The sequence below is a fragment of the Rhizobium sp. BK591 genome (assembly GCF_014195045.1).
In the GTDB taxonomy this organism is placed as follows: domain Bacteria; phylum Pseudomonadota; class Alphaproteobacteria; order Rhizobiales; family Rhizobiaceae; genus Rhizobium; species Rhizobium anhuiense.
In genome coordinates this window covers 25614-40704 of sequence record NZ_JACIAZ010000005.1, presented here as the reverse complement: position 1 = coordinate 40704, position 15091 = coordinate 25614, and the positions used below count along the sequence as shown (strand labels likewise).

15 protein-coding genes are annotated in these 15091 nt (G+C 62.3%); 8 read left to right on the top strand and 7 right to left on the bottom strand.

Annotated elements, in window-relative coordinates; genetic code table 11:
• Window positions 1–36: 36 nt before the first annotated feature.
• Window positions 37–1200 (bottom strand): M20 aminoacylase family protein, encoded by a 1164-nt coding sequence (locus FHX10_RS22145; RefSeq protein WP_028756454.1) that lies wholly within the window; start codon window positions 1198–1200, stop codon window positions 37–39.
• Between the two features lie 171 nt (window positions 1201–1371).
• Here FHX10_RS22145 and FHX10_RS22140 point away from each other — a divergent pair, with 171 nt between their 5' ends.
• Window positions 1372–2505: a D-alanyl-D-alanine carboxypeptidase family protein gene (locus FHX10_RS22140; RefSeq protein ID WP_028756453.1), complete on the top strand. Its 1134-nt coding sequence runs from the start codon at window positions 1372–1374 to the stop codon at window positions 2503–2505.
• A gap of 18 nt (window positions 2506–2523) precedes the next feature.
• Window positions 2524–3705, top strand: coding sequence for a CobW family GTP-binding protein (locus tag FHX10_RS22135; RefSeq protein ID WP_063476281.1), 1182 nt, complete (start codon window positions 2524–2526; stop codon window positions 3703–3705).
• Window positions 3706–3752: 47 nt separating this feature from the next.
• On the opposite strand, the gene FHX10_RS22130 is transcribed toward FHX10_RS22135, so the two are convergent.
• The 5 genes from FHX10_RS22130 to FHX10_RS22110 all read right to left on the bottom strand — a co-directional run bounded on the left by FHX10_RS22130 (window position 3753) and on the right by FHX10_RS22110 (window position 7579).
• A complete protein-coding gene (locus FHX10_RS22130; protein WP_183845238.1) occupies window positions 3753–3977 on the bottom strand; it encodes a sulfurtransferase TusA family protein in 225 nt (74 codons plus the stop codon).
• A gap of 5 nt (window positions 3978–3982) precedes the next feature.
• On the bottom strand, window positions 3983–5230 hold the full coding sequence (locus FHX10_RS22125; RefSeq protein ID WP_097596288.1) for a murein L,D-transpeptidase family protein: 1248 nt from the start codon (window positions 5228–5230) through the stop codon (window positions 3983–3985).
• A gap of 197 nt (window positions 5231–5427) precedes the next feature.
• Window positions 5428–6381, bottom strand: a complete 954-nt coding sequence (locus tag FHX10_RS22120) for an acetyl-CoA carboxylase carboxyltransferase subunit alpha (RefSeq protein ID WP_028756449.1) — start codon at window positions 6379–6381, stop codon at window positions 5428–5430.
• Window positions 6382–6443: 62 nt separating this feature from the next.
• Window positions 6444–7397, bottom strand: coding sequence for a site-specific tyrosine recombinase XerD (gene xerD / locus FHX10_RS22115; protein WP_127431854.1), 954 nt, complete (start codon window positions 7395–7397; stop codon window positions 6444–6446).
• A 5-nt stretch (window positions 7398–7402) separates the two neighbouring features.
• The gene (locus FHX10_RS22110) at window positions 7403–7579 is read right to left on the bottom strand and encodes a hypothetical protein (protein ID WP_012759201.1); all 177 of its coding nucleotides are present in this window, start codon (window positions 7577–7579) and stop codon (window positions 7403–7405) included.
• 148 nt (window positions 7580–7727) lie between these two features.
• Here FHX10_RS22110 and FHX10_RS22105 point away from each other — a divergent pair, with 148 nt between their 5' ends.
• The 3 genes from FHX10_RS22105 to FHX10_RS22095 are packed head-to-tail and all read left to right on the top strand — an operon-like array spanning window position 7728 to window position 10755.
• A complete protein-coding gene (locus FHX10_RS22105; RefSeq protein WP_028756446.1) occupies window positions 7728–8318 on the top strand; it encodes a shikimate kinase in 591 nt (196 codons plus the stop codon).
• The gene (gene aroB, locus FHX10_RS22100; RefSeq protein WP_183845239.1) at window positions 8315–9445 is read left to right on the top strand and encodes a 3-dehydroquinate synthase; all 1131 of its coding nucleotides are present in this window, start codon (window positions 8315–8317) and stop codon (window positions 9443–9445) included. The genes FHX10_RS22105 and aroB overlap by 4 nt, the downstream gene beginning before the upstream one ends.
• Window positions 9445–10755: an HlyC/CorC family transporter gene (locus tag FHX10_RS22095; RefSeq protein ID WP_028756444.1), complete on the top strand. Its 1311-nt coding sequence runs from the start codon at window positions 9445–9447 to the stop codon at window positions 10753–10755. The genes aroB and FHX10_RS22095 overlap by 1 nt, the downstream gene beginning before the upstream one ends.
• Before the next feature lie 96 nt (window positions 10756–10851).
• On the opposite strand, the gene FHX10_RS22090 is transcribed toward FHX10_RS22095, so the two are convergent.
• Window positions 10852–11136 (bottom strand): BolA family protein, encoded by a 285-nt coding sequence (locus FHX10_RS22090; protein ID WP_028756443.1) that lies wholly within the window; start codon window positions 11134–11136, stop codon window positions 10852–10854.
• Between the two features lie 102 nt (window positions 11137–11238).
• Here FHX10_RS22090 and FHX10_RS22085 point away from each other — a divergent pair, with 102 nt between their 5' ends.
• From FHX10_RS22085 to cobT, 3 genes are all read left to right on the top strand, one after another.
• The gene (locus tag FHX10_RS22085) at window positions 11239–11859 is read left to right on the top strand and encodes a J domain-containing protein (protein WP_028756442.1); all 621 of its coding nucleotides are present in this window, start codon (window positions 11239–11241) and stop codon (window positions 11857–11859) included.
• Window positions 11860–12168: 309 nt separating this feature from the next.
• The gene (cobS, locus tag FHX10_RS22080; protein WP_047615895.1) at window positions 12169–13161 is read left to right on the top strand and encodes a cobaltochelatase subunit CobS; all 993 of its coding nucleotides are present in this window, start codon (window positions 12169–12171) and stop codon (window positions 13159–13161) included.
• 12 nt (window positions 13162–13173) lie between these two features.
• A complete protein-coding gene (gene cobT, locus FHX10_RS22075; RefSeq protein ID WP_047615893.1) occupies window positions 13174–15075 on the top strand; it encodes a cobaltochelatase subunit CobT in 1902 nt (633 codons plus the stop codon).
• The last annotated feature ends 16 nt before the right edge of the window (window positions 15076–15091 follow it).

Sequence of the window (15091 nt, the reverse complement as noted above, 5' to 3'; positions counted from 1 at the left end):
CAAAAGGCTTGGCGGGAAGCCAAGCCTTAATTGTTGCTAGGCGCCGAGGCGTTGTTCGGCGAGGCGGACCCAATAGGAGATGCCGTGGGCGATGGCTTCGTCGTTGAAGTCGTAGGCCGGGTTGTGGAGGCCGGCGCTGTCGCCATTGCCGATGAAGATGAAGGCGCCGGGGCGGGCGTTCAGCATATAGGAGAAATCCTCGCCGCCCATCATCGGATCGATCTCGGCGTTGACATTGCCTTCACCGGCGATGGCACTGGCGGTGGCGACCGCATGCTCGGTCTCGTCGGGATGATTGACAGTAACCGGATAATTGCGGTGGAAGCTGATGTCGGCCTCGGCGCCGTGGGCTGCGACCAGGCCCTCGACGATCTGCCGGAACCGTGTCTCGGCGAGTGTGCGCACCTCGGGGTCGAGGGTGCGGACCGTCCCGGCGAAGGTGGCATCGTTCGGAATGACGTTATGGGCAAAACCGGCGTTGAACTTGGTCACCGAGACGACCACCGAGCGCAGCGGATCGGCGCTGCGTGAGGCGATCATCTGCAGGTTGGCGACGATCTGGGCGCCGATGGCGATCGGGTCGATCGTCCGGTGCGGCTGGGCGGCGTGGCCGCCGCGGCCCTTGATGGTGACGGTGAATTCGTCGGTCGCCGCCATGATCGCGCCCTTGCGGATGGCGAACTGGCCGACCGGCAGGCCCGGCAGATTGTGCATGCCATAGACCTCCTCAATCGCGAAGCGCTCCATCATGCCGTCCTTGACCATCAGATTGCCGCCGCCGCCGCCTTCTTCGGCGGGCTGAAAGATGACGGCGACATTACCGTTGAAGTTGCGGGTCTCGGCCAGGTATTTCGCAGCGCCGAGCAGCATGGCGGTGTGGCCGTCATGGCCGCAGGCATGCATCTTGCCCGGCGTCTTCGAGGCCCAGGGTTTTCCGGTGATCTCGGTCAGCGGCAAGGCGTCCATGTCGGCGCGCAGGCCGACCGTGCGGCGGCCTTCACCCTTGCCCTTGATCAGGCCGACGACGCCGGTGCGGCCGATGCCGGTGACGATCTCGTCGACGCCGAATTCCTTGAGCTTTTCGGCGACGAAGGCGGCCGTGTTTTCCACCGCGAAGAGGAGTTCGGGCCGGGCGTGGATGTGGCGGCGCCATTCGGCGACTTCGTCCTGCAACTCCGCGGCTCTGTTCAAAATCGGCATATTCGCGTTCCTGTTATGAAATCCCGACAATCTTTCACCGCATCACAACGGTGTGAAGCTGGGGTGTGAGGCTTTTGGAAATTACTTAGTCAATGACCTTTGCCATGTCATAGCCATATAGGCTAAATAGGGGAAGGTTTCGAGATTTTCCTGATATCCGAAGGACGAACTGTGTCGACGAGCCACTTCCGTTTGTTTGCAGCGCTGCGACCGTTGAGCTTCATCGTCGCTGCGACAACTAGTTTTCTTGCCTTCGTTCCGCTTGCCCAGGCCAATCCGCATATTCTCGTCGACGTGCAGACCGGCCGCGTGCTCGAGCATGAAGAAGCCTTCCGCAAGTGGTATCCGGCCTCGTTGACCAAGCTGATGACCGTCTATACCGTGTTCGACGCGATCCGTGCCGGTCAGATCAGCCTCGATACGCCGATCGTCATGAGCAAGCGCGCCGCCGCGCAGCCGGCTGCCAAGATGTATTTCAAGCCGGGCCAGAAGCTGACGCTCGACAGCGCGCTGAAGATCCTGATGGTGAAATCGGCCAACGACATCGCCGTCGCGGTCGCGGAAGCCATCGGCGGTACGCAGGAAGGCTTCGTGACGCGGATGAACGGCGAGGCGCTGAAGCTCGGCATGACGGATTCGCATTTCGTCAATCCGAACGGCCTGCCCGGCAAGGGCCAATATACGACGGCGCGCGACCTCGCGGTGCTGACCGTGGCGTTGCGCCGCGATTTTCCGCAATATGCCGGTTATTTCTCGCTGGAGGGCTTCACCACCGGCCAGCAGAATGTACCGAGCCTCAACATGCTGATCGGCCGCTTCGCCGGCGCCGATGGCATGAAGACCGGCTTCATCTGCGCCTCGGGCTTCAACCAGATCGGTTCGGCGACGCGTAACGGCCGCACTCTCGTCTCCGTCGTGCTCGGCACCGACAGTCTTGCGGCGCGCGCCGATGCGACGGCGAACCTTTTGCAGAAGGGATTCACCGCGCAGTTTCCCGGCAATGACACGCTGGGTTCGCTGCGGCCCTACGGCCCGGGACAGGATCAGGTAACCGACATCACAGCCGATATCTGCAGCGCCAAGGGCGCCAAGGTGCGCAGCGAAACGCGCGACGAGGTCGGCCGGATGAGGGTGCAGTCGCCCTATATCCTGGAAATGGACCACGATCCGCGATTCGTCTTCGCCGGCCTCATTCCGGGCCAGGACCCTCAGCCGGCCGCGCAGCCGGAAAAGATGGCGCGGGGCGATACCGCAAGCGCGATCGCCAACGTGCCGGTGCCGATGCCGCGCCCGACATCCTTTTAAGCTTCAAGGTAAAATGACATGAGCGCGCTCAACGACAGGATTCCGGTCACCATCCTGACCGGCTTTCTCGGCGCCGGCAAATCGACGCTGCTCAACCGTATCCTCAAAGACCCGGTGATGAAGGATGCGGCCGTCATCATCAACGAATTCGGCGATGTCGGTATCGACCATCTCCTGGTCGAAAGCTCCGGCGATTCGATCATCGAACTGTCCGATGGCTGCCTGTGCTGCACCGTGCGCGGCGAGCTGGTGGATACGCTGGCGAACCTGATGGATGCCGTGCAGACGGGCCGCGTCAAGCCGGTGAAACGCGTCGTCATCGAGACGACGGGCCTTGCCGATCCCGCACCCGTCATGCAGGCGATCATGGGAAATCCGGTCATCGCTACAAATTTCGAACTCGATGGCGTCGTCACCGTCGTGGATGCCGTGAATGGCCCGCAGACGCTCGACAATCATGAGGAAGCGCGCAAGCAGGCAGCGGTCGCCGACCGGCTGATCGTCTCGAAAAAGGCGATGGCCGAGGCAACCGCCGGGCTGGAAAAGCGCCTGCGGGCGCTCAATCCTCGGGCGGCGATGATGGATGCCGACAGTGCCGAGGCGGGCAGTGCCGCAGTGCTGGTGAACGGGCTTTACGATCCGGCGACGAAGATCGCCGATGTCGGCCGCTGGCTGCAGGACGAGGATGCGCATGAGGCGCATCATCATCACAATCACGATGACAATCGTGATCGCGATCAGGATCATGATGGCGATCACCATGGGCACCACCACCATCATCATCACGGGCATGCGGATCAGGACCCGCACGACGTCAATCGTCACGATGCCTCGATCCGCTCTTTCTCGATCATCGAGGAGAAGCCGATCGATCCGATGGCGCTCGACATGTTCATCGATCTCCTGCGTTCGGCCCATGGCGAGAAGCTTTTGAGGATGAAGGCGATCGTGTCGGTCTCCGACCGGCCGGATCGGCCGCTGGTGCTGCATGGGGTGCAGAGCATCTTCCATCCGCCGGTGCGGCTGCCTGCCTGGCCGGGAGAAGACCGGCGCACGCGCATGGTGCTGATCACCCGGGATCTGCCGGAAGCCTTCGTGAAGGACCTCTTCGACGCCTTCCTCGGCAAGCCGCGCATCGACATGCCCGACCGCGCGGCGCTGTCCGACAATCCGCTCGCTATCCCCGGCATGCGAATTTAGAGCATGTCGCGAAAAACTCGGCAGCGGTGTTGCGATAACGACGCGTTTTAGCGCTTGCGGATCAGGAAGCGATGGCCGGTTTCGGTTTTTTCGGTCTCGACCAGCTCGTGGCCGTCCTCATTGCAGAAATGCGGCATGTCGATCACAGCCAGCGGATCTGTCGTGTCGACGCGAATGAGTGCACCGCTTGCCATGGCGGCAAGCTTCTTGCGTGTCTTGATCACGGGGAATGGGCATTTCAGGCCGCGAAGATCGTAGAGAACGGGGTTCAAGCCGTTCAGTTCCTCGCCCAGAATTTCCAGAACGGCTTCTTTGCCGCGGCGTCTGCCGTTTCTTGCGGTTCGGGCGCGGTAAAGGCCAACGGATTCTGCATCGGCACCGGCACGACCGCCGGTGTGGCGGCAGCGACGGCCGTTTCCTGCGGCTGGGCGGAGATTGCCTGCGGCCCGGCAGGCGCTGCCGGCGTGGCGCCCGGCGCGCTCTTGGCGGCAAGGCCCTGCGCGGTGCGCTTGGCCATCAGGTCTTCGAGTTCGGCCACCTTGACCATGCGGCCGGCTTCCAGCGAGGTGCCGGTCGGGGCGTAAGCGAGTTCGCGGCCCTTACGCAGCTTGGCGACCACGGCCTTGCGCTCGGCTTCCGTGGGATCGTACCAGGCCATGCCGTCATATTTGCTCATCGCCTTGGCATAGTCGGCATCATAGGTCTTGCCGTAGGAGGCAAGGGCCGCCGTCAGCGCCGGCGGTGTCGACATAGCAGGGCACTTGCCGGCGGCATTGAAGGCGCTGCCGTCGGTTGCCTGCTGATTGAAGACGTATTTCTTCTCGCAGACGTTCACCTCAGGCGGGCGCTTGGTGACTTCGAAATTGTCGTAGCCGACCTTCAGCATCTTCCAGAAGTCGTAATTGCTGTCGAGGCGATGCTTGACCATGTTTTCCGCGGTCATGCGGAAGGGGAAGGCCTGCAGTTGCACCGTTGCCTGGCCGCCCTTGAAGGCGTCGCGGGCGAAGGCGTAGATCTCCAGCACCTGCTGGTCGGTCATCGAATAGCAGCCGGAGGACGAGCAGGCGCCGTGGATCATCAGATCGGAGCCGCTGCGGCCGTTCGCCGCGTCGTAGCGGTTCGGGAAGCCGGTGTTGATCGCCAGATAATATTTCGAATTGGGGTTCAGGTTGGCGCGCGTCAGCTCGTAGAAACCTTCCGGCGCCTGCCGGTCGCCGGTCTTTACCTTCGGGCCGAGACGGCCGGACCAGGCGCAGATCTTGTAATCGGCGACCTTGTCGAAACGGTTGTCGGTCTTCGCCTTCCAGATCTCCATGGCACCTTCTTCCTTGAAGATGCGGATCATGATCGGCGAATTGCGGTCCATGCCCTTGGCGGCCATGGCGGTGAGGATATGTGGGGGAAGCGGCTGCTCCACCTTGTTCTTGACCTTGGAAAGATCGACCTGCGCGGTTTCCAACGCGTCATTGCAGCCGGACAGAGCCAGCGCCATGAGGGAAATATAGGCAAAATGACGTATGCGCATCCAAACTAGCCCATAAAGATAGTGCGATCCGGTCCCGCCTATGGAGTCCGGGCATTGGAAGGAATCATAGGCGGCTTATACTTTATAAATCCCTACCAGCCTATGACTTGCCACGAACATCCCCGCAAGCGCGAAAGTTACAGATAACATCAATGTGGCCAAGATTTGGCCCCAATCGGTGAAGAGCCGAAGTTGAGTTAGAGATTGCGGCCCATGGCGAGGAATTTCTGGCGACGATCGTTGCGCAACTGCTCGCCGGAGCGCGACGCCATTTCGGCCAGAGCATTGGCGATCACATCGCCGGTCGCGGCAATGACGCTGTCGGGATCACGATGCGCGCCGCCGAGCGGCTCGGAAATGATGCCGTCGATGACGCCGAGCGATTTCAGGTCTTCGGCGGTGATCTTCATGTTGGTCGCCGCTTCCCGGGCGCGGGTGGAATCGCGCCAGAGGATCGAGGCGGCGCCTTCCGGCGAGATGACGCTGTAGATCGAATGCTCGAGCATATAGACGCGGTTGCCGGTGGCGATGGCAATCGCGCCGCCCGAGCCGCCTTCGCCGATGACGACGGAAACGAGCGGAACCTTGACGCCGAGGCACATTTCCGTCGAGCGGGCGATCGCCTCGGCCTGGCCGCGTTCTTCGGCGCCGACGCCGGGATAGGCGCCTGCCGTATCCACCAGCGAAATCACCGGCAGGCCGAAACGATCGGCCATTTCAAGGATGCGGATCGCCTTGCGGTAGCCTTCCGGACGGGGGCTGCCGAAATTGTGCTTGATGCGGCTCTTGGTGTCGTTGCCCTTTTCCTGGCCGATGACGGCGACCGGCTGGCCGCGGAAACGGGCAAGGCCCGCCTGGATCGCGGCATCTTCGGAAAACTTGCGGTCGCCGGCAAGCGGTGTGAATTCCTGGAACAGCGTCTTGGCATAATCGACGAAATGCGGGCGCTGCGGATGGCGGGCAACCTGTGTCTTCTGCCAGGCGTTGAGCTTGGAGTAGATTTCGACGATCGCCTCACGGACGCGAACCTCCAGCCTGCCGATTTCATCGGTGGTGTCGATGCTCTCGTCTTCCGTTGCGAGCTTCTTCAGCTCGATGATCTTGCCTTCGAGGTCGGAGATCGGCTTTTCGAAGTCGAGATAATTGTGCATGAGGTGCGTTTCCGTTCCTTGTGCCCGGGGCGTTTTCCTGGCTCCGCCCCATGTCGCCGGTCCTATTCGTGCTTTTTCGCCTGTTTGGCAAGGGGGTGATGCGTCTGGACGAGCTGCTGCAGCCTCTCTTCCAGGACATGTGTGTAGATCTGCGTAGTCGAAATGTCCGAATGGCCGAGCAGTTCCTGCACGACGCGCAGATCGGCGCCGTTGGCCAGCAGGTGGCTGGCAAAGGCGTGGCGCATGACATGCGGCGAGATCAGCGACGGCGTCAGGCCGGCGCGGATCGCCAGGTTCTTGAGGTCGCGGGCGAAAACCTGGCGCGGCAGGTATCCCTCCTTCGAGGCGGCGGGAAACAGCCAGGCGCTTTCCTGCGGCTCGTTTGCCGCGGCGTTTTCGGTCGCCAGCAGGCGCCCATAGGATTTCAAGGCTGTGATTGCCGATTGCGACAGTGGCACCAGCCGCTCCTTGTTGCCCTTGCCGCGGATCATCAGGAACCGGCCTTCCTGATCGAGCACGCGGGCAGGAAGCGAAACGAGTTCGCTGACGCGCATGCCGGTGGCATAGAGAAGCTCCAGCAGCGCCAGCATGCGCAGGCGCTGCAGCTGGCCCGGAGCCGGATCTTCCGCCTCGGTCTCAGCTTGGGAAAGCAGCCTGCCGACCTCCTCGACGCCCATCGTCTTAGGCAGCGGACGGCCTTTCTTCGGCGCGTCGAGAATGCCGGTGGGGTCGTCGGTCCTCAGGCCCTCGGCATAGAGGAACTTGTAGAATTGCCGCATGGCGGCAAGCCGGCGCGCCTGGGAAGAGGGTTTGAAGCCCTTTTGGGCGAGCGAGGAGAGATAGGCGGCGAGATCGGCGGAGGCGGCTTCGGTCAGCCGCACGCTGCGGCCGTTCAGGAAGGAGCTGACGTCATCGAGGTCGCGCTCATAGGATTGCAGCGTATTGGCGGCGGCACCCCGCTCGGCGCTCATCATCTCCAGGAAGGATTCCACGTGGACGCGGCCGAAATCCACCATGTCGGTCACTTCCTGGTCGTGTCGATGGCGCCCGTGGCGGGCGGATTGACCCGCTCGGACGGAATGCGGATCGTCACGTCGCGCTGCTGCGGCTCCACGAAGGTCACAAGCGCCAGCATCGCTCCGTAGACCGTCCCGGCGAGGATCGCGCAGACGAACAGGAAACGGAACAGGGTCGGCATCCGGCAACTCCTTCATGCTCTGCTTCTGTTATAGGAAGCCTGTCTGCAAGTGCAAGAAGCGGTATTCAAGCCATGATTCCCTTGTCCGCGACTTGACGCTCCATCTGCATTTGTCGATACCGTTTGCAAACAAAGTGTGAATGGACCGATGAGTGAACCACTGCTGACCGTTGCTGACAGCCTGAAAGACAGAGCTCGCGCCGCGCTCGGTTCACGTAATCTGATCCTTGTCGGGCTGATGGGCGCTGGCAAATCCGCCGTCGGGCGCATCGTCGCCAGCCAGCTGGCCATTCCCTTCGTCGACAGCGACCTCGAGATCGAGCGTGTGTCGCGGATGACGATCCCCGAACTTTTCGCCGCCTATGGCGAGGAAGAGTTCCGGGCGCTGGAAACGCGGGTGATGAAGCGGCTGCTGAAAAGCGGGCCGCGTGTCGTCTCTACCGGCGGCGGCGCCTTCATCAACGAGCGGACGCGCAAACATATCAAGAAGGGCGGCCTATCGGTCTGGCTGAAGGCGGATCTCGACGTGTTGTGGGAGCGGGTCAACAAACGCGACACGCGGCCGCTGCTGAAGACCGAAAATCCCAAGCAGACGCTCGAAAACCTGATGAACGCGCGTTATCCGATCTACGCGCAGGCAGATATCACCGTGCTTTCCCGCGACGTGCGCAAGGAAATCATGGCCGACGAGGTGCTGAAGGCCATGATCGAAGCTCAGAAGGAAAGTGCAGCGTCATGAATGCGATACCCTCCGCCTCCACGATCCGAACGGTGCATGTGCCGCTCGGCGAGCGCGCCTACGACATCCTGATCGGGCCGGGGCTGATTGCACGGGCAGGCGCCGAGATCGCCTCTCGCCTCAAGGGCCGCAAGGCGGCTGTCGTCACTGACGAAAATGTCGCTCCGCTCTATCTCGAGGCTCTCGTCGCAAGCCTGAATCAAGCGGGCATCGTGTCGGCTGAGGTCGTCCTGCCAGCGGGCGAGAAGACCAAGAGCTTCGAACATCTCATCACGGCCTGCGACAAGGTGCTGGAGGCTCGCGTCGAACGTAATGATTGCGTCATCGCGCTCGGCGGAGGCGTCATCGGCGATCTCTCGGGATTTGCCGCCGGCATCGTCCGGCGCGGCGTGCGTTTCGTCCAGGTGCCGACCTCGCTGCTGTCGCAGGTCGATTCCTCGGTCGGCGGCAAGACCGGCATCAATTCCCGCCATGGCAAAAATCTGATCGGGGTCTTCCACCAGCCGGATCTGGTGCTGGCCGATACCGATGTGCTGGATACGCTGAGCGAGCGCGAATTCCGCGCAGGTTACGCCGAAGTGGCGAAATACGGGCTGATCGACAAGCCGGATTTCTTCGCCTGGCTGGAAGCGAACTGGACGTCGGTTTTTACAGGCGGCCCCGCGCGTATCGAGGCGATTGCCAAGAGCTGCCAGGCGAAGGCCGATGTCGTCGTTGCCGACGAGCGCGAGAACGGTCAACGGGCGCTGCTCAATCTCGGCCATACTTTCGGCCATGCGCTCGAAGCGGCGACCGCCTATGACAGCTCGCGCCTCGTGCACGGCGAGGGTGTTTCGATCGGCATGGTGCTGGCGCACGAATTCTCCGCACGCATGAACCTTGCAAGCCCGGACGACGCCCGGCGCGTCGAACGGCATCTGAAGGAGGTCGGCTTGCCGACCCGCATGTCCGATATTCCGGGCGACCTGCCGCCGGCGGAATCGCTGATGGATGCGATTGCGCAGGACAAGAAAGTCAAAAGCGGCAAGCTCACCTTCATCCTGACACGGGGCATCGGCCAGTCCTTCGTCGCCGACGATGTTCCGGCGTCCGAAGTGATCAGCTTTCTCCGGGAAAAGCATCCCTGATGTCGGTCGAAGGCGCTCTGGCATTTCTCGCGACATATTGGCCGGAGATCCTTTCGATCACGGCGCTCGTGCTCATGTCCGCCTTCTTTTCCGGCTCGGAGACCGCGCTGACCGCCGTTTCGCGCAGCCGTATCCATACGCTTGAAGTCAATGGCGACGAACGCGCCGGCCTTGTCCGGCAGCTGATCGAGCGGCGCGACCGGCTGATCGGGGCGCTGCTCATCGGCAACAATCTCGCCAACATCCTGTCATCCTCGATCGCCACCAGCCTCTTTCTCGGGCTGTTCGGCAGTTCCGGCGTGGCGCTGGCGACGCTGGCGATGACCGTTATCCTGGTCATCTTCGCCGAAGTGCTGCCGAAGAGCTGGGCGATTTCGACGCCCGACCGCTTCGCACTCGCCATCGCTATCCCGGCCAGGCTCTTCGTCATCGTCGTCGGCCCGGCTTCCTCCTTCGTCAATGCGATCGTTCGCCGGATTCTTTCGCTGTTCGGTATCAATCTGTCACGAGAGACCTCGATGCTGACGGCCCATGAGGAACTGCGCGGCGCCGTCGACCTGTTGCACCGCGAGGGATCGGTGGTGAAGGCCGACCGTGACCGCCTCGGTGGCGTGCTCGATCTCAGCGAGCTCGAACTGTCCGACATCATGGTCCACCGCACGGCGATGCGGGCGATCAATGCCGACGATCCGCCGGAAGCGGTGGTGCGCGCCATTCTCGAAAGCCCCTATACGCGCATGCCGTTGTGGCGCGGCACGATCGACAACATCATCGGTGTCGTGCACGCCAAGGATCTGCTGCGGGCGCTTGCCGAGCCGAATATGGAGCCGCAGAACCTCGATATCGTGAAAATCGCGCAGAAGCCGTGGTTCGTGCCCGACAGCACCAACCTCGAGGATCAGCTCAACGCTTTCCTGCGCCGCAAGCAGCATTTCGCCGTCGTCGTCGACGAATATGGCGAGGTGCAGGGCATCGTCACGCTGGAGGATATTCTCGAGGAAATCGTCGGCGACATTTCCGATGAGCACGATATCGAAATACAGGGCGTGCGTCAGGAGGCCGACGGTTCCGTCGTCGTCGACGGCGGCGTACCGATTCGCGACTTGAACCGCGCGCTCGACTGGAACCTGCCCGACGAGGAGGCAACGACGATCGCCGGCCTCGTCATCCACGAATCGATGACCATCCCGGAAGAGCGCCAGGCCTTCACCTTTCATGGCAAGCGTTTCATCGTCATGAAGCGGGAGAAGAACCGCATCACCAAGCTGCGTATCCGCCCGGCCGGGGAAGACGGCGCAAAGCCAGCCTGATCCATTCAAATTGCTACAGTATCCCTTGCGCATCTGAAAAGATGCGCGGCGCTGTAGGATTGCCGGCCGCCAATGCCTATATAAGCTTTGCTGCCGCTACCAGCGGGTCGGTTCGTCAGGTGCTGCCGGTTCTACGGCCAGCGCGTGCAGTCCGGCATCCAGCTCCGGTTTCAACAGGTCGGTGATTGCCCGGTGGCGCGCCAGCCGCGACATGCCGGTAAATTTGGCCGAAACGATTCTCACCCGCATATGGGTTTCGCCGGTGCCCGTGATATCAGGCTGATGGCCGGCATGCAGATGGCTTTCGTCGATGACGCTCAGGCGTTCGGGCGCGAAGGCTTCGACTAGTTTTTCTTCAATGCGGGTTCGCAGGGTCATCATCCGGTCTTGCAGCTTCGCGAAAAGGGTTCCCACCAAGCCAGTAACATTCCCATTTGTCAATTCTTGTTGTCGCTTCGCGGCAGGACCATAATTAGCGCCGTCATGAGACTTGATTCCAAATATTTCGATCGCATCCGAACACGCCGCAAACGGGAGCCGGAGCCAGAGCAGGCACCGCCTACCTGTCAGTGGGACGGCTGCGACAAGAAAGGCACGCATCGCGCTCCTGTCGGACGCAATGCGGAAGGCCAGTTCTTTTTGTTCTGCTTCGAGCACGTCAAGGACTACAACAAAGGCTACAATTATTTCTCCGGTCTTTCCGACGGTGAGATCGCGCGATATCAGAAAGAGGCGATCACCGGCCACCGGCCGACATGGACCGTCGGCGTCAACAAGGCGGCGAAGGACAGTCCGCTGCATTCGGAGGTCCGCTCCGGCGCCTATACCCGTGTTCGCGATCCCTTTGGCTTCGTCAAGGAAGGCGGCGGCAAGGGCAGCGGACCGCGTTTTCCCCAGGCCCGCAAACTGAAATCGCTGGAAAGCAAAGCCTTCGAAACGATGGGCCTCGACGCCAATGCGACGTCGGCGGAGATCAAGAGCCGCTACAAGGAACTGGTCAAGAAACACCATCCGGATGCCAATGGCGGCGACCGCGGCTCGGAGGAGCGTTTCCGCGCCGTCATCCAGGCCTATCAATTGTTGAAGCAGAACGGTTTTTGTTAATTCCCATCCTTGCTCTTGGGCTTCAATCGGGTATGGTCCAAATCGGCTGAGGCCGCAGGCAAACGCGGCTCATATTTGTGCGTTTTCCCGACATCGCCTCCGCCGACCTTCCGGACGCGGCGTTTCTTGTCCGGGACTCTTTCAAGAATGCTCGCACGCGGTCATCATCCCGCCGAGGTTTCGTTTCAGTCCCGGAGAAGTATCGCCGACGTTCCGACCTGGACGGGCGTGGAATAAAATCGCGGCGTCCGGGTTGCGACATGGCCTGAGACAGTATGGCCGGGTGGCATCACCCGCCTTGGAGACATGATGAGCAAGATCGACCTGGATATATCAGAACTGCCCGATACCACCGTTTCGGTCCGCGAGGCCTACGGTATCGATTCCGACATCCGCGTTCCCGCCTACAGCAAGGGCGACGCCTATGTGCCGGACCTCGACCCCGACTACCTGTTCGACCGCGACACGACGCTCGCCATTCTCGCAGGCTTCGCGCATAACCGCCGCGTGATGATCTCCGGCTATCACGGCACGGGCAAGTCCTCGCATATCGAGCAGGTGGCGGCGCGCCTCAACTGGCCCTGCGTGCGCATCAATCTCGACAGCCATGTCAGCCGTATCGATCTCGTCGGCAAGGATGCGATCGTCGTCAAGGACGGGCTGCAGGTCACCGAATTCAAGGACGGCATCCTGCCCTGGGCCTATCAGCACAATGTCGCACTCGTCTTCGACGAATATGATGCCGGCCGTCCCGACGTGATGTTCGTCATCCAGCGCGTGCTCGAATCCTCCGGCCGCCTGACGCTGCTCGACCAGAGCCGCGTCATTCGGCCGCACCCTGCCTTCCGCCTGTTTGCGACGGCGAACACGATCGGCCTTGGCGACACGACCGGCCTCTATCACGGCACGCAGCAGATCAACCAGGCGCAGATGGACCGCTGGTCGATCGTGACGACGCTGAACTACCTGCCGCATGATCACGAAGTGAATATCGTTGCGGCCAAGGTGAAGAGCTTCGGCAAGGACAAGAACGGCCGCGAGACGGTTTCGAAGATGGTTCGGGTTGCCGATCTGACGCGCGCCGCCTTCATGAACGGCGATCTCTCCACCGTCATGAGCCCGCGCACGGTCATCACCTGGGCTGAAAACGCCGAGATCTTCGGCGATCTCGCCTTCGCCTTCCGCGTCACCTTCCTCAACAAGTGCGACGAGCTGGAGCGGCCGCTGGTCGCCGAGCACTATCAGCGCGCCTTCGGCGTCGAGCTGAAGGAAAGTGCCGCCAATATCGTTCTCGGAGCTTGAGATCGACCGATCATGGCAGCTCGCGGTGACAATTCGAAAGCAAAACCCGGCGCGCCTGTCGACGTCGAGCCATTGCGCCGGGCGATAACCGGCTGCGTGCGCTCGATCGCCGGCGACGGCGATGTCGAGGTGACCTTCGCCAACGAACGGCCGGGGATGACCGGCGAGCGAATCCGGCTGCCGGAGCTTTCCAAGCGGCCGACGGCGCATGAGCTGGCGGTCACCCGCGGGCTCGGCGATTCCATGGCGCTGCGCCTCGCCTGCCATGACGAGAAGGTGCATGCGACGATGGCGCCGCAGGGCTCGGACGCCCGGGCGATCTTCGATGCGGTCGAGCAGGCGCGCGTCGAATCGATCGGCGCGCTGCGCATGGAGGGCGTGGCGTCGAACCTACGCTCGATGACCGAGGAGAAATATTCCAAGGCGAATTTTACCGGCATCGAGCGTCAGGAAGACGCACCGGTCGGCGAAGCCGTGGCGATGATGGTGCGCGAGAAGCTGACCGGCCAGCGCCCGCCGGCCTCTGCCGGCAAGGTGCTCGATCTCTGGCGCGGCTTCATCGAGGACAAGGCAGGGACCGAGCTCGACAACCTGTCGAACTCGATCAACGACCAGCAGGCCTTCGCCAAGGTCATCCGCAACATGCTGTCGGCCATGGAAATGGCCGAGGAGTATGGCGACGACGACAGCGAAGCCGACAATGACGACCAGTCGGAGCAGGAAGACCAGCCGAACGGCGACGAGCAGGATCAGGACGAGGTCGACGAGGATGCCGGCACCGATGCCGCCCCCGTCGAGGACAGCGAAGTCGCCGACGAGCAGATGGAGGACGGCGAGACCGAAGGCGCCGAGATTTCCGACGACGACATGATGGAAGAGGGCGAGGACGATTCGGAAACGCCGGGCGAAACCCGCCGTCCGAACACGCCTTTTGCCGATTTCAACGAGAAGGTCGATTATCACGTCTATACCGAAGAGTTCGACGAGATCATCACCGCCGAGGAGCTCTGCGATGCCGCCGAGCTGGAGCGCCTGCGCGCTTTCCTCGACAAGCAACTGGCGCATCTGCAGGGCGCGGTCGGGCGGCTTGCCAACCGGCTGCAGCGCCGGCTGATGGCGCAGCAGAACCGTTCCTGGGATTTCGATCTGGAAGAGGGCTATCTCGATCCGGCCCGGCTGCAGCGCATCATCATCGACCCGATGCAAGCGCTTTCCTTCAAGATGGAGCGCGACACGCAGTTCCGCGACACCGTCGTCACCCTGCTCATCGACAATTCAGGCTCGATGCGCGGCCGGCCGATCACGGTTGCCGCCACTTGCGCCGATATTCTTGCCCGCACGCTGGAGCGCTGCGGCGTCAAGGTCGAGATCCTGGGCTTTACGACGAAGGCCTGGAAGGGCGGGCAGGCGCGTGAAAGCTGGCTTGCCGGCGGCAAGCCGCAGACGCCGGGCCGCCTCAACGACCTGCGCCACATCATCTACAAGTCGGCCGACGCGCCGTGGCGGCGCGCCCGCGCCAATCTCGGGCTGATGATGCGCGAGGGTCTGCTCAAGGAAAATATCGACGGCGAGGCGCTGATCTGGGCACACAATCGCCTGCTCGCACGCCGCGAGCAGCGCCGCATCCTGATGATGATCTCGGACGGGGCGCCGGTGGACGATTCGACGCTGTCGGTCAATCCGGGCAATTATCTGGAGCGGCACCTGCGCGCCGTCATCGAACGGATCGAGACGCGCTCGCCTGTGGAATTGCTGGCGATCGGCATCGGTCACGACGTGACGCGCTACTATCGCCGCGCCGTGACGATCGTCGATGCGGACGAGCTTGCCGGTGCAATGACCGAGCAGCTTGCCTCGCTATTCGAAGATCAATCCGTCCAGCCGCGTGGCGGCCGGCTGCGCCGTGCCGGCTGATGTCGCTCAAAGGAAA

Excerpts from the sequence above, each read along its gene's own strand:
- FHX10_RS22085 (WP_028756442.1), top strand. The coding sequence starts at position 11,239 with ATGAGACTTGATTCCAAATATTTCGATCGCATCCGAACACGCCGCAAA.
- FHX10_RS22105 (WP_028756446.1), top strand. The coding sequence starts at position 7,728 with ATGAGTGAACCACTGCTGACCGTTGCTGACAGCCTGAAAGACAGAGCT.
- FHX10_RS22135 (WP_063476281.1), top strand. The coding sequence starts at position 2,524 with ATGAGCGCGCTCAACGACAGGATTCCGGTCACCATCCTGACCGGCTTT.
- xerD (WP_127431854.1), bottom strand. The coding sequence starts at position 7,397 with ATGGTGGATTTCGGCCGCGTCCACGTGGAATCCTTCCTGGAGATGATG.
- FHX10_RS22095 (WP_028756444.1), top strand. The coding sequence starts at position 9,445 with ATGTCGGTCGAAGGCGCTCTGGCATTTCTCGCGACATATTGGCCGGAG.
- FHX10_RS22125 (WP_097596288.1), bottom strand. The coding sequence starts at position 5,230 with ATGCGCATACGTCATTTTGCCTATATTTCCCTCATGGCGCTGGCTCTG.
- FHX10_RS22110 (WP_012759201.1), bottom strand. The coding sequence starts at position 7,579 with ATGCCGACCCTGTTCCGTTTCCTGTTCGTCTGCGCGATCCTCGCCGGG.
- FHX10_RS22120 (WP_028756449.1), bottom strand. The coding sequence starts at position 6,381 with ATGCACAATTATCTCGACTTCGAAAAGCCGATCTCCGACCTCGAAGGC.
- FHX10_RS22090 (WP_028756443.1), bottom strand. The coding sequence starts at position 11,136 with ATGATGACCCTGCGAACCCGCATTGAAGAAAAACTAGTCGAAGCCTTC.
- cobT (WP_047615893.1), top strand. The coding sequence starts at position 13,174 with ATGGCAGCTCGCGGTGACAATTCGAAAGCAAAACCCGGCGCGCCTGTC.
- FHX10_RS22145 (WP_028756454.1), bottom strand. The coding sequence starts at position 1,200 with ATGCCGATTTTGAACAGAGCCGCGGAGTTGCAGGACGAAGTCGCCGAA.
- aroB (WP_183845239.1), top strand. The coding sequence starts at position 8,315 with ATGAATGCGATACCCTCCGCCTCCACGATCCGAACGGTGCATGTGCCG.
- cobS (WP_047615895.1), top strand. The coding sequence starts at position 12,169 with ATGAGCAAGATCGACCTGGATATATCAGAACTGCCCGATACCACCGTT.